General features: G+C 52.9%; 15 protein-coding genes. 4 read left to right on the plus strand and 11 right to left on the minus strand.

The genetic code is table 11. The features are described from left to right. Positions 1-5 precede the first annotated feature (5 nt). The 8 genes from rseP to rpsB form a co-directional block, all read right to left on the minus strand. Entirely contained in the window at positions 6-1,358 is a 1,353-nt protein-coding gene (gene rseP / locus HU143_RS17955) for a sigma E protease regulator RseP (protein ID WP_000949017.1), read from the minus strand. 11 nt (positions 1,359-1,369) lie between these two features. Further along, positions 1,370-2,227 carry a phosphatidate cytidylyltransferase gene (gene cdsA, locus HU143_RS17960; RefSeq protein WP_000922422.1) on the minus strand — a complete coding sequence of 286 codons (858 nt, stop codon included), beginning with the start codon at positions 2,225-2,227 and terminating at the stop codon, positions 1,370-1,372. 12 nt (positions 2,228-2,239) lie between these two features. Then, positions 2,240-2,998, minus strand: a complete 759-nt coding sequence (ispU, locus tag HU143_RS17965) for a (2E,6E)-farnesyl-diphosphate-specific ditrans,polycis-undecaprenyl-diphosphate synthase (RefSeq protein WP_000947413.1) — start codon at positions 2,996-2,998, stop codon at positions 2,240-2,242. A 312-nt stretch (positions 2,999-3,310) separates the two neighbouring features. Next, positions 3,311-4,507 (minus strand): 1-deoxy-D-xylulose-5-phosphate reductoisomerase, encoded by a 1,197-nt coding sequence (gene ispC / locus HU143_RS17970; RefSeq protein ID WP_000811905.1) that lies wholly within the window; start codon positions 4,505-4,507, stop codon positions 3,311-3,313. A 141-nt stretch (positions 4,508-4,648) separates the two neighbouring features. Beyond that, entirely contained in the window at positions 4,649-5,206 is a 558-nt protein-coding gene (gene frr / locus HU143_RS17975) for a ribosome recycling factor (RefSeq protein ID WP_000622423.1), read from the minus strand. Between the two features lie 146 nt (positions 5,207-5,352). Then, the gene (pyrH, locus tag HU143_RS17980) at positions 5,353-6,078 is read right to left on the minus strand and encodes a UMP kinase (RefSeq protein ID WP_000224567.1); all 726 of its coding nucleotides are present in this window, start codon (positions 6,076-6,078) and stop codon (positions 5,353-5,355) included. A 144-nt stretch (positions 6,079-6,222) separates the two neighbouring features. After that, positions 6,223-7,074 carry a translation elongation factor Ts gene (tsf, locus tag HU143_RS17985; RefSeq protein ID WP_000808106.1) on the minus strand — a complete coding sequence of 284 codons (852 nt, stop codon included), beginning with the start codon at positions 7,072-7,074 and terminating at the stop codon, positions 6,223-6,225. Positions 7,075-7,331: 257 nt separating this feature from the next. Beyond that, a complete protein-coding gene (gene rpsB, locus HU143_RS17990; protein WP_000246886.1) occupies positions 7,332-8,057 on the minus strand; it encodes a 30S ribosomal protein S2 in 726 nt (241 codons plus the stop codon). A 450-nt stretch (positions 8,058-8,507) separates the two neighbouring features. Here rpsB and map point away from each other — a divergent pair, with 450 nt between their 5' ends. From map to dapD, 3 genes are all read left to right on the plus strand, one after another. After that, positions 8,508-9,302, plus strand: coding sequence for a type I methionyl aminopeptidase (gene map, locus HU143_RS17995; protein WP_001018214.1), 795 nt, complete (start codon positions 8,508-8,510; stop codon positions 9,300-9,302). Between the two features lie 237 nt (positions 9,303-9,539). Further along, a complete protein-coding gene (gene glnD / locus HU143_RS18000) occupies positions 9,540-12,212 on the plus strand; it encodes a bifunctional uridylyltransferase/uridylyl-removing protein GlnD (protein WP_001094519.1) in 2,673 nt (890 codons plus the stop codon). 29 nt (positions 12,213-12,241) lie between these two features. After that, positions 12,242-13,066: a 2,3,4,5-tetrahydropyridine-2,6-dicarboxylate N-succinyltransferase gene (gene dapD, locus HU143_RS18005; protein WP_001186670.1), complete on the plus strand. Its 825-nt coding sequence runs from the start codon at positions 12,242-12,244 to the stop codon at positions 13,064-13,066. A 36-nt stretch (positions 13,067-13,102) separates the two neighbouring features. On the opposite strand, the gene HU143_RS18010 is transcribed toward dapD, so the two are convergent. Continuing rightward, positions 13,103-14,404, minus strand: a complete 1,302-nt coding sequence (locus HU143_RS18010; protein ID WP_023219285.1) for an MFS transporter — start codon at positions 14,402-14,404, stop codon at positions 13,103-13,105. 246 nt (positions 14,405-14,650) lie between these two features. Between HU143_RS18010 and HU143_RS18015 the strand changes: the two genes are divergently transcribed. After that, positions 14,651-15,037, plus strand: a complete 387-nt coding sequence (locus HU143_RS18015) for a DUF3461 family protein (protein ID WP_000272193.1) — start codon at positions 14,651-14,653, stop codon at positions 15,035-15,037. 88 nt (positions 15,038-15,125) lie between these two features. Here HU143_RS18015 and cdaR read toward each other — a convergent pair whose 3' ends face one another. Next, positions 15,126-16,283, minus strand: coding sequence for a DNA-binding transcriptional regulator CdaR (cdaR, locus tag HU143_RS18020; RefSeq protein ID WP_000929458.1), 1,158 nt, complete (start codon positions 16,281-16,283; stop codon positions 15,126-15,128). Positions 16,284-16,435: 152 nt separating this feature from the next. Continuing rightward, positions 16,436-17,863, minus strand: a complete 1,428-nt coding sequence (gene degP / locus HU143_RS18025) for a serine endoprotease DegP (RefSeq protein WP_000753959.1) — start codon at positions 17,861-17,863, stop codon at positions 16,436-16,438. Positions 17,864-17,948: the final 85 nt, after the last annotated feature.

The raw sequence follows: 17,948 nt of genomic DNA on the forward strand, positions 1-17,948 counted from the left end.
CTCTCTTACAACCGAGAGAAATCATTGAAAAGTGCAAGCCCCATTAACAACACCAGCAAAATCGAGCCAATGCGATAACTAAAGTCTTGAACCCGCTCGGATACCGGCCCGCCCTTAAGCTTTTCAATCGCCAGGAACAGCAGATGACCCCCGTCAAGAACGGGCAGCGGAAACAGGTTGATTATCCCTAAGTTCACGCTGATTAGCGCAAGGAACATCAGGTAATAAATCACCCCGAACTCCGCTGACATCCCAGCCCCCTGAGCGATAGAAATCGGCCCACTGAGGTTGTTCAGTTTCACATCACCGGTTATCAATTTACCCAGCATACTGACCGTCAGCTTCATCAACTGCCACGTCTTATCCGTGGCTTCGAGGATGGCGCTAAAAGGCCCATACTGGCGTATAGTCTTGTACTCTTCCGGCAGAGGAATAATTTTAGGCACCACGCCTGCAAACCCTTCCGCCTTTCCGTTAACCGATTTCGTATCCGGCGTTAACGTCAACGACAAGGCGCTCCCCTGCCTTTCAATCTCTAACGCTAACGGCTTACCGGGATTATCGCGTACAAACGTCACGAATTTCATCCACTGCGTTAACGGCTGACCATCGACTTTAACGATCCTGTCGCCCGCTTGCAAACCCGCTTTACTGGCTGCGGAATTCGCCTGCACTTCTGACAGTACCGGTTCAATCTGTGGCCCGCGGGGCCGAATCCCTAAAGAAGATACAGGATCTTGCTTATCAGGCTCAAATGCCCAGTGACGTAAATCAAGCGTTTTGTCCTGCCGCTGGTCGCTGCCAAACGGCGCGACGCTCACCGTCGTCTGCTGATCGCCAATTTTGGACACCAGTTGTAAACGCACGGCATCCCAATCAGGGGTTTCGATACCATCAACGGCTTTAAGTTCCGTACCAGGCGCAATTTGCGCCTGCGCAGCAATCGAGTTGGGCGTTATTTCGCCAATGACCGGACGAACGCCAGGGACGCCGATGATAAAGACCAGCCAGTAAGCAAAGATAGCAAAAATGAAGTTCGCAACCGGACCTGCGGCAATAATTGCGGCGCGCTGGCCCACCGTTTTGTTATTGAAGGCGTGACGACGCAATTCCGGCGCTACCGGTTCGGCGCGCTCATCCAGCATTTTGACGTAGCCGCCCAGCGGGATCAGGGCGATGACATACTCGGTGCCGTACCGATCGGTACGACGCCAGAGCGCTTTGCCAAAACCGATGGAAAAGCGCTCAACTCGCACACCGCAGCGCCGGGCAACCCAGAAATGACCAAATTCATGCACAGTGATCAGCACGCCCAGTGCGATGATGAATGCAGCCAGATTCCAGAGAATACTCAGCATAAAACCTTCCGTTAGAGCGTCCTGAACACCAGTAACAACAGGCAAGCAAAGACCGGTACGGCAGCCGTCAGGCTGTCAATTCGGTCCAGAATGCCGCCATGGCCTGGAATCAAGTGGCCGCTATCCTTAATTCCTGCTTCGCGCTTAAACATACTCTCGGTGAGATCGCCCAGTACAGAAGCCAGAGCCGCCACCACAGAGCAAATCAGCAAGATAACAGGCGCAACATTCAGATTCGCCCACATACCGTAACCCCATGAGATCACGGCAGCCGTAGCAAGCCCGCCGATAAACCCTTGCCAGGTTTTACCCGGGGAAACCTTCGGCGCCAGCTTATGTTTGCCAAATAATTTACCAAACATATACGCGCCAGAGTCCGCTCCCCAGACCAGGATCATGACATAGAGTAGCCATATTGCGCCACTGTAATGATTCTCGTCATAGTGCCAGGCGCGCAGCGCCAGCATTCCCCAGAAAAATGGCACAATAGTTAACAAACCGAAAATGAGACGCAATGTTTTTGAGTTGCGCCAGATTGCCGCCGAACCGGGATAAAATAGCACCAGCAGTAGCGCGACAACCCACCATCCTAACGATGCCCAAAGCGACATCTCAACCAGCGGTTGACGAATGTTGTGATGATACTCAGGCAACAAAAATAGCATCAGCGCCAATAACAGACCACACAGCACCGCCAGCCAAACCCGCTGTGAACGCGCGGCGAAACCGCTTAACTGTCCCCATTCCCACGCGGCCAGCATACAGACAACCAGCGTAATAATGGCGAACCCCACCGGCGGCAATAAAAAAAGCGCAGCGATGACCGCGGGTATTAACACAAAAGCAGAAATCAGGCGATACTTCAGCAAAAGCAACCCCCATCAGGCTTTGTCATCACCAGGCTCGGTACCGCCGAAACGACGCTCTCGATTAGCAAAGGCATGCAGCGCACCTTCAAAGTCTTGTTCATCGAAATCGGGCCAAAGAACATCCGTAAAGTAAAGTTCGGCATAGGCAATTTGCCAAAGCAAAAAGTTACTAATGCGATGCTCTCCCCCAGTCCTAATTACTAAATCCACAGGCGCCAGCTCATGCATACAGATTTGCTGGCCTAGTCTCTCTTCATCAATCTGATCGGGGCGCAGCACTCCAGCCTGCACCTGTTCCGCCAGTTGTCGGACTCCCTGGACAATATCCCAACGTCCGCCGTAATTCGCAGCGATATTCAGCGTTAGACCCGTATTATGGGCGGTAAGCGCTTCTGATTTGCGAATACGTTCTTGTAAACGTGAGTTGAATCGACTGATATCGCCGATAATACGCAGGCGAACGTTATGGCGGTGCAGGCTTTTGACTTCGCTATCCAGCGCCCACACAAACAGCTCCATTAACGCGCTCACTTCCTGCGCCGGTCGGTTCCAGTTTTCACTACTAAAGGCATACAGCGTTAACGCATCAATACCGTTATTGGCAGCAAAAGAGACCGCTCGCCGGACGGACTTCGCCCCGGCTTTATGCCCAAAGGCCCGGATCTTCCCTTGCTTTTTCGCCCAGCGACCATTGCCATCCATAATTATGGCAACATGACGGCAGCCATGTGCTGGCAAATTTTCGCTTACTGGTTGAGTTGCAGACAACATAACGCGTTTTTTGTCCCTGAAAGGATTTAGCGGTACTCAGGAATACTGAAGCCTTTATACACATTCTCTTCGGTTCGCTTCGCGAATGACTGCGCCTCATCGCCCCTGTCGTGCGCTGTCTGCGCACGCCGGGAACGTATCCGCCTGCCGTCCCGATGCGTCCTGAATGATTTTGTGTATCCACAAAAAAGCCGTGTAAAACCACGGCTAACCTGACCGAAAAAAGCCAAAAACCTGCGATCAGGTGGCGCAGACTATATCACCGAAGCCCAACGCTAACAAATAGCACGATCTTCTGTCGCGGGATAATCGTCAGCGTGAGAGCCGTATCACTTGTTTTCTGGCTACTTCACGCGCGATGGCGTCAACCTGCAATACGTCCTCAACGCTTGCCGGTTCCTGTAAATCCATCCTCTCCAGCACCGCTAAATTGAGCCCGGCGATATCGGTAAAACGAATCTGTTGCGCCAGAAACGCGGCAACGGTGATTTCGTTTGCCGCATTGAGCGCCGTCGTTGCCGCCTGACCTTGCTCAAACGCCTCCATCGCCAGCTTCAGGCAAGGATAACGCTGATAATCTGGCGCGCTAAACGTCAGCGCGCTGAGTTTGCAAAAATCGAGCGGCTGCGCGCCGGACGTGACGCGATTCGGCCATGCCATCGTATGCGCAATAGGCGTACGCATGTCAGGCTCTCCAAGCTGCGCCAGGACGCTGCCGTCCTGATAACGCACCATCGAATGAATGACCGATTGCGGATGGATCAACACTTCCATCTGACGTGCGCTGGCATTAAATAACCAACGCGCTTCAATGTATTCCAGACCTTTATTCATCATGGTAGCGGAATCGACGGAGATTTTTCGCCCCATCGACCAGTTCGGATGACGACATGCCTGATCCGGCGTCATCGCTGCCAGATCGCACATTGGCGTTTCACGAAACGGGCCACCAGACCCGGTAAGCAAAATCGACGTTACGCCATTTTGCTCAAGGTCAGCGTATCCCAGATTATGCTGAATAGATTGCGGCAAACTCTGAAAAATCGCGTTATGTTCACTATCGACAGGTAAAAGCCGGGCGTTGCTGCGTTTTACTTCGTCCATAAACAGCCGCCCGCAGGTCACCAGCGATTCTTTATTCGCCAGCAGAATCGTCTTCCCTGCGCGAATCGCCGCCAGGGTCGGCAGTAAACCAGCCGCGCCCACAATGGCCGCCATCACATGCCCGACCTCATCAAGCGCCGCCATCTCACAGGCAGCCTGCTGACCGCTCAGAACCTCGGTGCGGCTGCCATGCTGCTGAAGCATTATTTTGAGCTGTTCTGCGCTCGACGTATCGTCCATCACGGCATAACGCGGCGAGAATTCCAGGCACTGCTCCGCCATGCGGGCGACATTTTTACCCGCCACCAGCGCGATAACGCGGAAGCTATCAGGATTATGGCGCACCACGTCCAGTGTGCTGCAACCAATAGAGCCGGTCGAGCCCAGAATGGTTAATTGCTTCATGAAACGTCCAGAAGTGTTGAAACGGAATAAAAAGCAAAACGCCGCACAGGAGACCTGATAATGTCTTCTGCGCGGCGCTTTGTACACCACTCATCCGCCAGGTTTAGCGGTGGAATGAGTTTATATCTGCGTACAGATCAATCAGAACTGCATCAGTTCTGCTTCTTTATCTGCCAACGCCGCATCCACTTTCTTAATTGCCGCGTCGGTCATTTTCTGTACTTCTTCCTGAGAGCGACGATCGTCATCTTCACTGATCGCTTTATCTTTCAGCAGAGCTTTTACTTTATCGTTCGCATCACGGCGGACGTTACGAACGGCGACACGCGCCTGCTCCGCTTCGCCACGGACAATTTTCGTCAGATCTTTACGACGTTCTTCGGTCAGCGGCGGCAGCGGAACGCGAATGTCGGTGCCCGCAGAGCTTGGATTCAAACCGAGGTCTGACGCCATGATCGCTTTTTCAACGGCTGGCCCCATAGAACGGTCAAACACGTTAATTTTTAAGGTACGGGAGTCTTCTACCGTTACGCTTGCCAACTGACGCAGCGGGGTCGGAGTGCCATAGTATTCTACGACAATACCATCCAGCAGGCTGGGAGAAGCACGACCCGTGCGCACTTTGCTGATTTGGGTTTTGAACGCTTCAACGCATTTTTCCATGCGTACTTCAGCATCTTTTCTGATATCGCTAATCACGTTACGAATCCTTGAAAACTAGTCTCAGTCAGACCAGACGGTCACACAATACAAAGATGTGCTAAGTATAGTCTCGTTTAATTTCTGCCAGGTAATAAGACCCGTCAATAGAACAGAATCTTACCCGTATTTGGCGCTCACGGGAATTATTCCGTGATTAACGTCCCTTCTTTTTCGCCCATCACCACACGACGCAGCGCGCCTGGTTTGTTCATGTTGAAAACACGAATCGGCAGTTTGTGGTCACGAGCCAGCGTGAACGCCGCCAGATCCATCACTTTCAGCTCTTTATCCAGCACTTCGCTGTAGGTCAGCTGATCGTACATGGTCGCGGAAGGATCTTTTGCCGGATCGGCAGTGAATACGCCATCCACTTTGGTCGCTTTCAGTACGACATCCGCTTCAATTTCGATCCCGCGCAGACAGGCCGCAGAGTCGGTAGTGAAGAACGGGTTACCCGTACCTGCAGACAGAATCACAACACGGTTATTACGCAGCAGGCTAATAGCCTCGGCCCAACTGTAGTTGTCGCACACGCCGTTTAAAGGAATTGCCGACATCAGGCGGGCGTTCACATAGGCGCGGTGAAGCGCATCACGCATTGCCAGGCCGTTCATGACGGTGGCCAACATGCCCATGTGGTCGCCCACAACGCGGTTCATCCCCGCTTTTGCCAGACCCGCGCCACGGAACAGGTTACCACCGCCAATCACCACACCAACCTGAATACCCAGTTCAACCAGTTCTTTGATCTCCTGAGCCATACGATCCAGTATGCTTGCATCAATACCGAAGCCTTCCGTACCCTGCAGAGCTTCGCCGCTTAATTTAAGCAGAATGCGTTTATAGACGGGTTTTGCATTGGTAGCCATGTTTCTTTCCTGAGACTGTCAACGATTGATATGAGTTAATTCCGGCGACATTGTACGTCGCATTTCAGCGCAGACGCCAGGCGTCGGCTGATTTTACAAGAGAGGCGCAAAAAGAAGCCGCCCTCAGGCGGCTCCTCAGGAAAATCAGGACTGCTTAGACATCGCAGCAACTTCTGCTGCAAAGTCAGTCTCGACTTTCTCAATGCCTTCGCCCACTTCAAAGCGGATGAAGCCAGTCACGTCAGCGTTGTGCTCTTTCAGCAGTTGGCCAACAGATTTGCTCGGTTCCATGACGAAAGGCTGACCAGTCAGAGAAACTTCGCCGGTGAATTTCTTCATGCGGCCTTCAACCATTTTCTCTGCGATTTCTTTCGGCTTACCGGACTGCATCGCGATGTCCAGCTGTACCTGGTACTCTTTCTCTACCACGTCAGCAGACACGTCTTCCGGCTTAACGAATTCCGGCTTGCTTGCCGCAACGTGCATCGCCAGCTGTTTAACCAGCTCTTCGTCAGCGCCTTTAGCGGCAACCAGAACGCCGATGCGCGCACCGTGCTGGTAAGAACCCAGAACGTCGCCTTCCAGGGAAGCGACGCGACGAATGTTGATGTTCTCGCCGATTTTCGCAACCAGAGCAACGCGCTCTTCTTCGAACTGTGCTTTCAGAACTTCTACGTCAGTGATTTTGCCAGCAACAGCGGCGTCCAGCACTTTGTCAGCAAATGCCTGGAAGCCAGCATCTTTAGCCACGAAGTCAGTCTGGCAGTTAACTTCCAGAATGAAAGCGACGTTGCCGTCGATTTTGGTTTTGATTACGCCGTCAGCAGCCACGTTGCCTGCTTTTTTCGCCGCTTTGATAGCGCCGGACTTACGCATGTTTTCGATTGCCAGCTCAATGTCGCCATTCGCTTCAGTCAGCGCTTTTTTGCAATCCATCATGCCTGCGCCGGTACGCTCACGCAGCTCTTTTACCAGGGATGCGGTAATTTCAGCCATTCTAAAATCCTCGAAAGATTTGATCTGCCCGGCATCAAACCGCACAGATATAAAAGTGAAAAAGGGGGCCATATACAGGCCCCCTAACCAAACGTGATACTACCTGGTCTATAAGGGCTCTCCCCTTCATATTTCGAGCCGCAGGCGCGTTGCCTTCACTCGCTCATCCCGGTCACTTACTGATGTAAGCTCCCGGGAATTCTCGAGCTTGCCGCCTTCCTGCAACTCGAACTATTTTAGGGAGTTATCAAGCCTTATTACTCGGCTTCTACGAAGCTTTCTTCCGCCTGGGAAGCCAGATCCTGAGAACGGCCTTCACGAACGGTTGCAGCGACAGCGCCCAGGTACAGGCTAACAGCACGGATTGCGTCATCGTTACCCGGGATAACGAAGTCAACGCCGTCCGGATCAGAGTTGGTATCAACGATAGCAAATACCGGGATACCCAGGTTGTTCGCTTCTTTGATAGCAATGTGCTCGTGGTCAGCATCGATAACGAACAGAGCGTCCGGCAGACCGCCCATGTCTTTGATACCGCCCAGGCTGTTTTCCAGTTTCTCAAGCTCACGAGTACGCATCAGCGCTTCTTTCTTGGTCAGCTTTTCGAAAGTACCGTCCTGAGACTGAGTTTCCAGGTCTTTCAGACGTTTGATGGACTGACGAACTGTTTTCCAGTTAGTCAGCATACCGCCCAGCCAGCGATGGTTCACGAAGAACTGGTCGCAGCTGTTAGCAGCTTCTTTCACCGCTTCGCTTGCAGCGCGTTTAGTACCAACGAAAAGGATTTTACCTTTACGAGCAGAGATCTTGTTCAGTTCAGCCAGAGCTTCGTTGAACATCGGTACAGTTTTCTCAAGGTTGATGATGTGAACTTTGTTACGCGCGCCGAAGATGAAAGGCTTCATTTTCGGGTTCCAGTAACGGGTCTGGTGACCAAAGTGAACACCAGCCTTGAGCATGTCGCGCATGGAAACAGTTGCCATGATTTAAAACCTCTATAGATTAAGTTGGGGTTATGCCTCCACGTATCCCATATTACCGACCCCAAAGGGCACCCCGGAATATGTGCCGATACGTGTGTGTTGTTACACAAAGTGAGATTTGTCGCTCCCGTCCATCGTGTGTAGTCTTCGAATGGATCGGAAGTCCGGCGCGCTTTATACCACAAATACGCCACCGACACCAATAATTGTTGGCACTCAGTGCTGAATTGAACGATGAATTTCGTGTTACAGGCAGGCGGCAAACTTTTGCATCCCCGGGAGCTTACGGCCAGTAAGTGACTGGGGTGAAAAAATGTCGCCAACGCACCTGTGGCACGAAAGGCGAAGTTCAGAATGATTCTCAATTTGGCAGGGTACACCCCTGACTGATACCATTGTCAGCACTTACACAATTATTGCCGAAATCATCGGCACTGATGGACAGAATTCATGGCTATCTCTATCAAGACATCTGAAGACATCGAAAAAATGCGCGTCGCGGGCCGTCTGGCAGCCGAAGTGCTGGAAATGATCGAACCGTATATCAAACCGGGCGTCACCACCGGCGAACTGGACCGTATCTGTAACGATTACATCGTTAACGAACAACACGCGATCTCCGCCTGCCTCGGCTACCACGGCTATCCGAAATCCGTCTGTATCTCTATTAATGAAGTGGTGTGCCACGGCATTCCGGATGACGCTAAACATCTGAAAGATGGTGATATCGTCAACATCGACGTGACCGTGATTAAAGATGAATTCCACGGCGATACCTCGAAGATGTTTATCGTCGGCAAACCGACCATTCTGGGCGAGCGTCTGTGCCGCGTCACGCAAGAGAGCCTATATCTGGGCATCAAAATGGTGAAACCGGGCATCCGCCTGCGCACCATTGGCGCCGCCATCCAGAAGTATGCCGAAGGCGAAGGTTTCTCCGTGGTACGTGAATACTGCGGACACGGTATTGGTCGCGGCTTCCATGAAGAACCGCAGGTGCTGCATTATGATGCAGACGATGGCGGCGTCGTATTGCAGCCTGGCATGACCTTTACCATTGAACCGATGCTGAACGCCGGGGATTACCGTATCCGCACCATGAAAGACGGCTGGACGGTAAAAACCAAAGACCGCAGCTTGTCTGCTCAGTACGAGCATACTATTGTGGTAACGGAAAACGGCTGTGAAATTCTGACGCTGCGTAAAGATGACACCATCCCGGCGATCATCACACACGACGAATAATGTTTTGCCTGATGGCGATGCATTCGCATCTTATCAGGCCTACAAATTACACCTTTACTCAAAATCATTCGAGTTGCCTCAAGGCGGCAAGAGAGTGAATCTTCAGGAGCGTACATAAGTACGTGACTGGAGTGAACGAGCGCAGCCAACGTAGAAGCAACTTGAAGGATGAAGAGTAAATACGTAGGCCGGATAAGGCGTTCACGCCATTATCCGGCTTTTTAATGGGTGGCGCATATGAATACTCTTCCTGAACAGCACGCGAATACCGCACTCCCCACCCTCCCTGACCAGCCGCAAAACCCTGGCGTCTGGCCGCGCGCTGAACTGACCGTCGCCGGTATCAAAGCCCGCATCGACATCTTTCAACACTGGCTGGGAGAGGCATTTGACAGCGGCATTTGTGCTGAACAGCTTATTGAAGCCCGAACCGAATTTATCGACCAGTTATTGCAACGCCTGTGGATTGAGGCCGGTTTCGGTCAGATTGCCGATCTGGCGCTGGTCGCCGTCGGCGGCTATGGACGCGGCGAACTGCATCCGCTTTCCGATATTGATCTGCTCATTTTAAGCCGCAAAAAGCTGCCCGATGAACAGGCGCAAAAGGTCGGCGAGCTGCTGACTTTACTATGGGACGTCAAGCTGGATGTCGGGCATAGCGTACGTACGCTGGAAGAGTGTCTGCTGGAAGGTCTGTCTGATTTAACCGTTGCGACAAACCTCATCGAAACGCGCCTGCTGATCGGTGATGTCGCTCTGTTTCTGGCACTGCAAAAACATATTTTCAGCGAAGGTTTTTGGCCGTCCGACAAATTTTACGCCGCCAAAGTAGAAGAGCAGAACCAGCGCCACCAGCGCTATCACGGCACCAGCTATAATCTGGAGCCGGATATTAAAAGCAGCCCCGGCGGCCTGCGCGATATCCATACGTTGCAGTGGGTCGCCCGACGTCACTTCGGCGCTACCTCGCTCGATGAGATGGTAGGATTCGGCTTTTTAACCCCCGCTGAGCGCGCGGAGCTCAACGAGTGCCTGCATATCCTGTGGCGCATTCGCTTTGCGCTACATCTGGTGGTCAGTCGCTACGATAACCGCCTGCTGTTCGACCGCCAGTTAAGCGTCGCTCAACGCCTTAACTACAGCGGCGAGGGCAACGATCCGGTTGAGCGGATGATGAAAGACTACTTCCGGGTTACGCGTCGGGTGAGCGAACTTAATCAGATGCTGCTTCAGCTATTTGACGAGGCGATTCTGGCGCTGCCTGCGGATGAAAAACCGCGTCCTGTTGACGATGAGTTTCAACTGCGCGGCACGCTCATTGATCTGCGTGACGACACGCTGTTTATCCGCGAACCGCAAGCGATCCTGCGCATGTTTTATATGATGGTGCGCAATAGCGCGATCACCGGCATTTACTCTACGACATTACGCCACTTGCGCCACGCCCGCCGCCACCTGAGCCAACCGCTGTGTTACATCCCGGAGGCGCGCACTCTGTTTCTTAGTATGCTGCGCCATCCCGGCGCGGTCAGCCGCGGCCTGCTGCCCATGCATCGCCACAGCGTACTGTGGGCTTATATGCCGCAGTGGTCGCACATCGTCGGACAAATGCAGTTTGACCTGTTCCACGCATACACGGTGGATGAACACACCATCCGCGTAATGCTCAAACTGGAGAGCTTTGCGAAAGAAGAGACGCGCCAGCGCCATCCGCTATGCGTCGATCTCTGGCCGCGGCTTCCCCATCCGGAACTGATCCTGATCGCCGCGCTGTTCCACGATATTGCGAAAGGACGCGGCGGCGACCATTCCGTACTGGGCGCGCAGGATGTACTCACCTTCGCCGAACTGCACGGTTTGAACTCACGCGAAACGCAACTGGTCGCCTGGCTGGTGCGCCAACACCTGCTGATGTCGGTCACCGCTCAGCGCCGCGACATCCAGGATCCGGAAGTCATCAAGCAGTTTGCCGAAGAGGTGCAAACCGAAACACGGCTGCGTTTTCTGGTCTGCCTGACCGTCGCGGACATCTGCGCGACCAACGAAACCTTGTGGAATAGCTGGAAACAGAGCCTGCTGCGCGAGCTGTACTTCGCCACGGAGAAACAGCTCAGGCGTGGAATGCAAAATACGCCGGATATGCGTGAGCGCGTGCGTCACCATCAGCTTCAGGCGCTGGCGCTGCTGCGAATGGACAATATTGATGAAGCCGCGCTGCACAAAATCTGGACCCGCTGTCGCGCTAACTATTTTGTTCGTCATAGTCCAAATCAGCTCGCCTGGCACGCACGCCATTTATTGCAGCACGATCTGCGCCAACCGTTAGTGTTGCTCAGTCCGCAGGCCACGCGCGGCGGAACCGAAATTTTTATCTGGAGTCCGGACAGACCCTATCTGTTTGCCGCCGTCTGCGCCGAGCTGGACAGGCGTAATTTAAGCGTCCATGACGCGCAGATCTTTACCACTCGCGACGGCATGGCAATGGATACGTTTATCGTTCTGGAACCAGACGGCAGCCCGCTGGCGGCGGATCGCCATGACGTTATTCGCACCGGTCTTGAACAGACCATTACGCAGCGTAGCTGGCAGCCGCCGCAGCCGCGTCGGCAACCGGCAAAGTTACGGCACTTTACGGTCGAAACGGAAGTCAATTTTTTGCCCACCCATACCGACAGAAAATCATTCATGGAATTGATCGCGCTCGATCAGCCTGGTCTGCTGGCCAGGGTCGGACAAATTTTTGCCGATCTGGGAATTTCGCTTCATGGCGCCCGAATTACAACCATTGGTGAACGAGTAGAAGATTTATTCATAATCGCCACAGCGGATCGGCGCGCACTTAATAATGTGCTGCAACTTGAGGTGCAACAACGGTTGACAGCGGCCCTCAATCCAAACGATAAAGGGTAGTGTGTTTATTTATATGAAAGAGTTTAACAATGCAGCAGTTACAGAACGTTATTGAGACCGCTTTTGAGCGCCGCGCCGATATTACGCCGGCTAATGTAGATACCGTGACCCGAGAGGCGGTAAAACAGGTCATTTCTCTACTTGATTCCGGCGCGCTGCGTGTCGCAGAAAAAATCGACGGTCAGTGGGTCACTCACCAGTGGTTGAAGAAAGCGGTTCTGCTCTCTTTCCGTATTAACGATAACCAGGTTATCGACGGTGCGGAAAGCCGCTACTTCGATAAAGTCCCGATGAAATTCGCTGATTACGACGAAGCGCGTTTTCAGAAAGAAGGCTTCCGCGTCGTTCCGCCTGCGGCCGTTCGTCAGGGCGCATTTATCGCCCGCAACACCGTGTTGATGCCGTCTTACGTTAACATCGGCGCCTACGTTGACGAAGGCACCATGGTTGACACCTGGGCGACGGTGGGTTCCTGTGCGCAGATTGGTAAAAATGTTCACCTTTCCGGCGGCGTGGGTATCGGCGGCGTACTGGAGCCGCTGCAGGCTAACCCGACCATCATTGAAGACAACTGCTTTATTGGCGCGCGTTCTGAAGTCGTGGAAGGCGTCATTGTCGAAGAAGGTTCCGTCATTTCCATGGGGGTATACCTCGGCCAGAGCACCAAAATATACGATCGCGAAACCGGTGAAGTTCACTATGGCCGCGTACCGGCGGGCTCCGTGGTCGTTTCCGGCAACCTGCCGTCAAAAGACGGTAAGTACAGTTTGTACTGCGCGGTGATCGTGAAAAAAGTCGACGCCAAAACGCGTGGTAAAGTGGGCATTAACGAATTATTGCGCACTATTGATTAAGCGAGTGAAAAGCGGGGGCGACAGCCCCCCTTTGCATTACGGCGAATGCGGTAACACGGTTTCCGGCGCAATCTTTGCCGCAAACGCCGAAGCCAGCGCAGTCAAAACGACATAACCGGCAACCAACGCCCAACTGTTATCATAGACTGCGCTTAACGCCTTAGCGATAAACGGCGTGAATCCCCCTGCCACAACCGCCCCCAACTGAGCGCCAATTGATGAACCGCTGTAGCGTACAGGCGGATGAAACAGTCCGGCGAAAAAAGAAGGTTGCACGGCATTCAGTGAATTATGACCAATGTTAATAAGCAGAACGTAGCCCATTGTCATCAGTATGAGCGAACGGCTTTCCAGCAGCCAGAAAAAGGGAAAAGCCATTGCCGCGACAAAAAGCGCGCCGAAAATATACACCTGACGGCAGCCACGCCGATCCGACATGATGCCAAATAGCACGTGCATGGGATACGCCAGCAGACAGGTGAACATTACAATGTACAGAATAGTCAGGCTGGCAATCCCAAGCTGCGTTGTCGCCCAGGAAACCGCGAAGACGGTAGCAAGAAAAAAGGGAACGCTTTCCGCAAAACGCAGAATTATAATCAGCAAAATGCTGCGCCATTGTTCTCGTACTACTTTGACCACCGGCCTTTCTTCTCTTTGCTGCCTATGATTAATGGCCTGCTGCTTTTTAAACGCACGGAAGACAGGTGTCTCATCCAGACGATGACGCATATATAATCCAGGCAACACCAAAAGCGCACTGAGCAGAAAAGGAATACGCCATCCCCACGATAACAACGCCTCCTGCGGTAATTGGGTCACGACTATAAATACGCCTGTCGCCAATAATTGTCCCGTGAGTCCTCCTGTTTGCGATAGCGCGCTTAACCGCCCCCGGTGCTTTCCAGCAGCATATTCCACGACCATCAACATGGCGCCTCCCCATTCGCCTCCAACCATAAATCCCTGTAGAAAACGCAGAATAACCAGTAAAGCAGGCGCCAGCGCGCCGATACTGGCGTAAGAAGGCAGGCAACCGATGAGAAACGTGACCGCGCCCATCCCCCCTAACGTGATTAATAACGTGTTTTTACGCCCAAGCGTATCCCCCCTGTTGCCAAAAAATAGCGCGCCCAGCGGTCGGGAAATAAATCCCACGCCGAAACTGGCAAAAGAAGATAACGTTGCAGTCAATGGGCTGGCGCCAGGGAAAAAAAGCGGGCCAAATACCAGCGCGCTTGCCAGGCCATATAATAGAAAATCATAATATTCAATGGAGTTTCCTATCCAGGCGGAAATCACCACCCGGCGAATAGTGGCATTATACGTTCCGGACATAGATTCCGCCTCTCAAGGTTATCGACCACTGCCTCCGGTCAATTTCCCACACTGACCTCAAACGCTTTCTCTATAAACGGAATATCGCGTTGAATTACTTAAGCTATCAATAACCGCCGCCCTTTTGCTCATGACGTTGCCGAGACGTCTTCTGCGATCAACCGCGCTTTTTTTGTATACATTGGTGGCGAAAAACCAATTTTTCGTTAATTATTCAAAAGTTATAGTGTGATGAAGGATACCGCTATGTATGACAATCTAAAAAGTCTGGGCATTACCAATCCTGAGGAAATCGATCGTTACAGCCTGCGGCAAGAAGCCAATAACGATATCCTGAAAATCTATTTTCAAAAGGATAGAGGTGAATTCTTTGCTAAAAGCGTGAAGTTTAAGTATCCACGCCAGCGTAAAACGGTGGTGGCCGATGGCATCGGTCAGGGTTATAAAGAAGTACAGGAGATTAGCCCTAACCTACGCTATGTGATTGACGAGCTGGACCAAATCTGCCAGCGCGACCGCTCAGAACTCGATCTCAAACGTAAGATCCTCGACGACTTGCGCCACCTGGAAAGCGTCGTCGCGAATAAGATCAGTGAAATCGAAGCCGATCTGGACAAGCTTACCCGTAAGTAAGCTGTGTGTTGCCGGATGGCGACGTGTTACGCCTTATCCGGCCTACAGGTATATCCCCGTAGGCCTGGTAAGCGAAGCGCCGCCGGGCTTAACGCTGTTCATCCAATTGTAGCGCCACATACAGCAACAGCCGATCGTCAAAATTTCCCAAATCCAGCCCGGTCAGTTCCGAAATACGATTTAGCCGATATTCCAGCGTGTTACGATGAATAAACAGCGCCTTAGAGGTCGCCAGCGGCTGGACATTATGGCGAAACCACGCCGTCAGCGTCCGACGTAATAACCCGTTGTTATCCATCGCTTTGAGTTTTACCAGCGGGCGCGCCAGCTCATTGGCCTGCCAGCCGCCACGCAGGCTATCTAACAGAACCGGCAGCATCAAATCCTGATAAAAATAGCTGCGGCTTTCTGGCATCCGCTGTTTGCCGACCATCATCGTGGTGCGCGCCGTGCGGTATGAGCGTGCAATACTGCCCGGCCCGGTAAAGTAATTGCCCAGCGCCACGCGAAAACGTAGCTGACCATTCTCTTTCATGCGCGAGATAAGCTGCTCTACGCGCTTACGATGATCTTCAGCATCCCAACGACCAAACGAGTTTAAGGCGGGTTTGAGCACCACCATCTCGGTGAGAGAAACAATGGCTATCAGGTTGTTACGCTCCGGCGTGGTAAGCGCATTCTGCAACTGCTGAAGTTCCGCCATTGCGCTATCGACGCCAAGCTGGCCGCTGTCGACTTCCACCACCGCCGCCACACGCGGCTGGTTCAAATCGATCCCCAAACGCTGCGCCCATTCCACCAGCGCCGGCGTATTTTCTTCGGCCTGAATCAGGTTCATCACCAGCTCTTCACGCAAACGGCTATCCTGCGCCAAAAGGTGCATTAACCGCGACTGCTCCAGCATCATTTCGGCAGTCATACACACCAGTTCGCCATATTTACGCAGATGCTCTGGTTCGCCGGTGAGGCCGATCACGCCGACAATTTCGCCCTCAAGGCGTAAGGGAAGATTAATCCCCTGACGCACCCCGTGCAGGTGTCGCGCCACGGCGTTGTCGATATCCACAACCCGGCCCTGCGACAGCACTAACAGCGCGCCTTCGTGCAATTCACCAATACGTTCCCGATCGCCGCTGCCGATAATGCGCCCGCGGGCATCCATTACGTTGATATTGGTATCGATGATGCGCATAGTGCGCGCCACGATATCCTGCGCCATTTTGGTATCAAGATGCCAGCCAGCCATAAATCCCTCCTGTGAGCAGAGCACAAGCATAAGGAAGATGACAGGCCTCGACATTGTGCAAATGCACAAAACGGTGCAAAGAAGTATGGAGTTGTGGGGGGTTTCACAGAAAAGTGTTGCCCCCTTCCATGATGGAAGGGGGACAAAGGTGATTACTGCATCAGCAAATAAATAGAACTATCACCACGCTGAATATTCAGCGCCAGCACCGACGGTTTGCTGTCGAGAATCTTACGCAGCTCGGCGATATTTTTCACCGGCTGCTGGTTAGCGCCGATAATCACATCACCTTTTTTGAGGCCAATTTGCGCGGCGGGCGAGTTCGCTTTCACGCTGCTCACCACAACGCCTTTATCCTGGCCTTTATTGCTCATTTCAGCGCCTTCAATCCCGCTGAAGATGGTGCTGGAATCAACCTGACTCTGGCTGCTCTGCTGCAGTTCCAGATTAACCGTAATCGCTTTACCTTCACGCAGCAGACCGAGGCTGATTTTGCTGCCGACCGGCATAGTGCCAACCTGAGCGCGCAGCGCCGCAAAGCTGCTGATCGGTTTACCGTTCAGCGAGGTAATGACATCCCCGGCTTTGATACCCGCTTTCGCCGCGGACGAATTCGGCATCACCTGGCTGACGAACGCGCCACGCTGGGCATCGACTTTCATCGCTTTCGCCAGCTCAGAGCTCAGCTCAGTCCCCATGATCCCCAGTTCGCCGCGTTTCACCTGGCCGTATTCCACCATCTGCGACGTCAGGTTTTTCACCATGTTACTGGGGATAGCGAAGCCGATACCGATGTTGCCGCCGTCCGGCGCCAGAATCGCGGTGTTAATACCGATCAGCTCACCGTTCAGGTTCACCAGCGCGCCGCCGGAGTTACCACGGTTAATCGCGGCGTCGGTCTGAATAAAGTTCTCGTAATTTTCTACGTTCAGGCCGCTACGCCCCAGCGCCGAAACGATACCTGACGTCACCGTTTCGCCCAGACCAAACGGGTTACCAATAGCGACGGTATAATCCCCCACGCGCAGCGCGTCGGAGTCCGCCAGCTTAATCGCCGTCAGGTTCTTCGGATTCTGAATTTGAATCAGCGCGATATCAGAACGCGGATCTTTGCCCACTACTTTAGCATCGAATTTACGCCCATCGCTAAGCTGTACTTTAATCACGCTGGCGTTATCAACCACGTGGTTGTTGGTGACGACGTAGCCCTTCGCGGCGTCAATAATTACGCCGGAGCCCAGCGCCATGAATTTCTGTTGTTGACCGCCGTTGCCGCCGTTACCGCCGCCCTGGCAGAACGGAGAATTCTGGAACGGAGAACCGTCCTGGCAGAACGGGGAGTCATCGCCAAAGAATTGCTGGAAATTACGCGGCATACGCGGCGTATTCACCGTGGTGCTACCTTCTACATTAATACTGACCACCGATGGCATCACTTTTTCGAGCATCGGTGCCAGGCTTGGCATCTGCTGGGCAGTCATTGCTGAAGAGGACGTTTCAGCCGCCGTGGCAGACAGAGGCGACAATGCCAAACCTAAACTCAGAGCCAGTGCACTCATTGCTAATGTGGTTTTTTTCATGTGTTTCAATCTCGATTAACAGGTAACGCAAAATTGCTGTGTACGTCAGATTCATTTTATAACGCGAAGTTCCGGAATAAAGTTT

The sequence above is a fragment of the Salmonella sp. SJTUF14076 genome, assembly GCF_015534835.1.
Lineage (GTDB): Bacteria > Pseudomonadota > Gammaproteobacteria > Enterobacterales > Enterobacteriaceae > Salmonella > Salmonella enterica.

Bases quoted from the DNA above. Each gene is read 5' to 3' on its own strand.
- glnD (WP_001094519.1), top strand. From the start codon at position 9,540: ATGAATACTCTTCCTGAACAGCACGCGAATACCGCACTCCCCACCCTC.
- ispC (WP_000811905.1), bottom strand. From the start codon at position 4,507: ATGAAGCAATTAACCATTCTGGGCTCGACCGGCTCTATTGGTTGCAGC.
- degP (WP_000753959.1), bottom strand. From the start codon at position 17,863: ATGAAAAAAACCACATTAGCAATGAGTGCACTGGCTCTGAGTTTAGGT.
- HU143_RS18010 (WP_023219285.1), bottom strand. From the start codon at position 14,404: ATGTCCGGAACGTATAATGCCACTATTCGCCGGGTGGTGATTTCCGCC.
- rpsB (WP_000246886.1), bottom strand. From the start codon at position 8,057: ATGGCAACTGTTTCCATGCGCGACATGCTCAAGGCTGGTGTTCACTTT.
- rseP (WP_000949017.1), bottom strand. From the start codon at position 1,358: ATGCTGAGTATTCTCTGGAATCTGGCTGCATTCATCATCGCACTGGGC.
- ispU (WP_000947413.1), bottom strand. From the start codon at position 2,998: ATGTTGTCTGCAACTCAACCAGTAAGCGAAAATTTGCCAGCACATGGC.
- map (WP_001018214.1), top strand. From the start codon at position 8,508: ATGGCTATCTCTATCAAGACATCTGAAGACATCGAAAAAATGCGCGTC.
- HU143_RS18015 (WP_000272193.1), top strand. From the start codon at position 14,651: ATGTATGACAATCTAAAAAGTCTGGGCATTACCAATCCTGAGGAAATC.
- dapD (WP_001186670.1), top strand. From the start codon at position 12,242: ATGCAGCAGTTACAGAACGTTATTGAGACCGCTTTTGAGCGCCGCGCC.
- tsf (WP_000808106.1), bottom strand. From the start codon at position 7,074: ATGGCTGAAATTACCGCATCCCTGGTAAAAGAGCTGCGTGAGCGTACC.
- pyrH (WP_000224567.1), bottom strand. From the start codon at position 6,078: ATGGCTACCAATGCAAAACCCGTCTATAAACGCATTCTGCTTAAATTA.
- cdaR (WP_000929458.1), bottom strand. From the start codon at position 16,283: ATGGCTGGCTGGCATCTTGATACCAAAATGGCGCAGGATATCGTGGCG.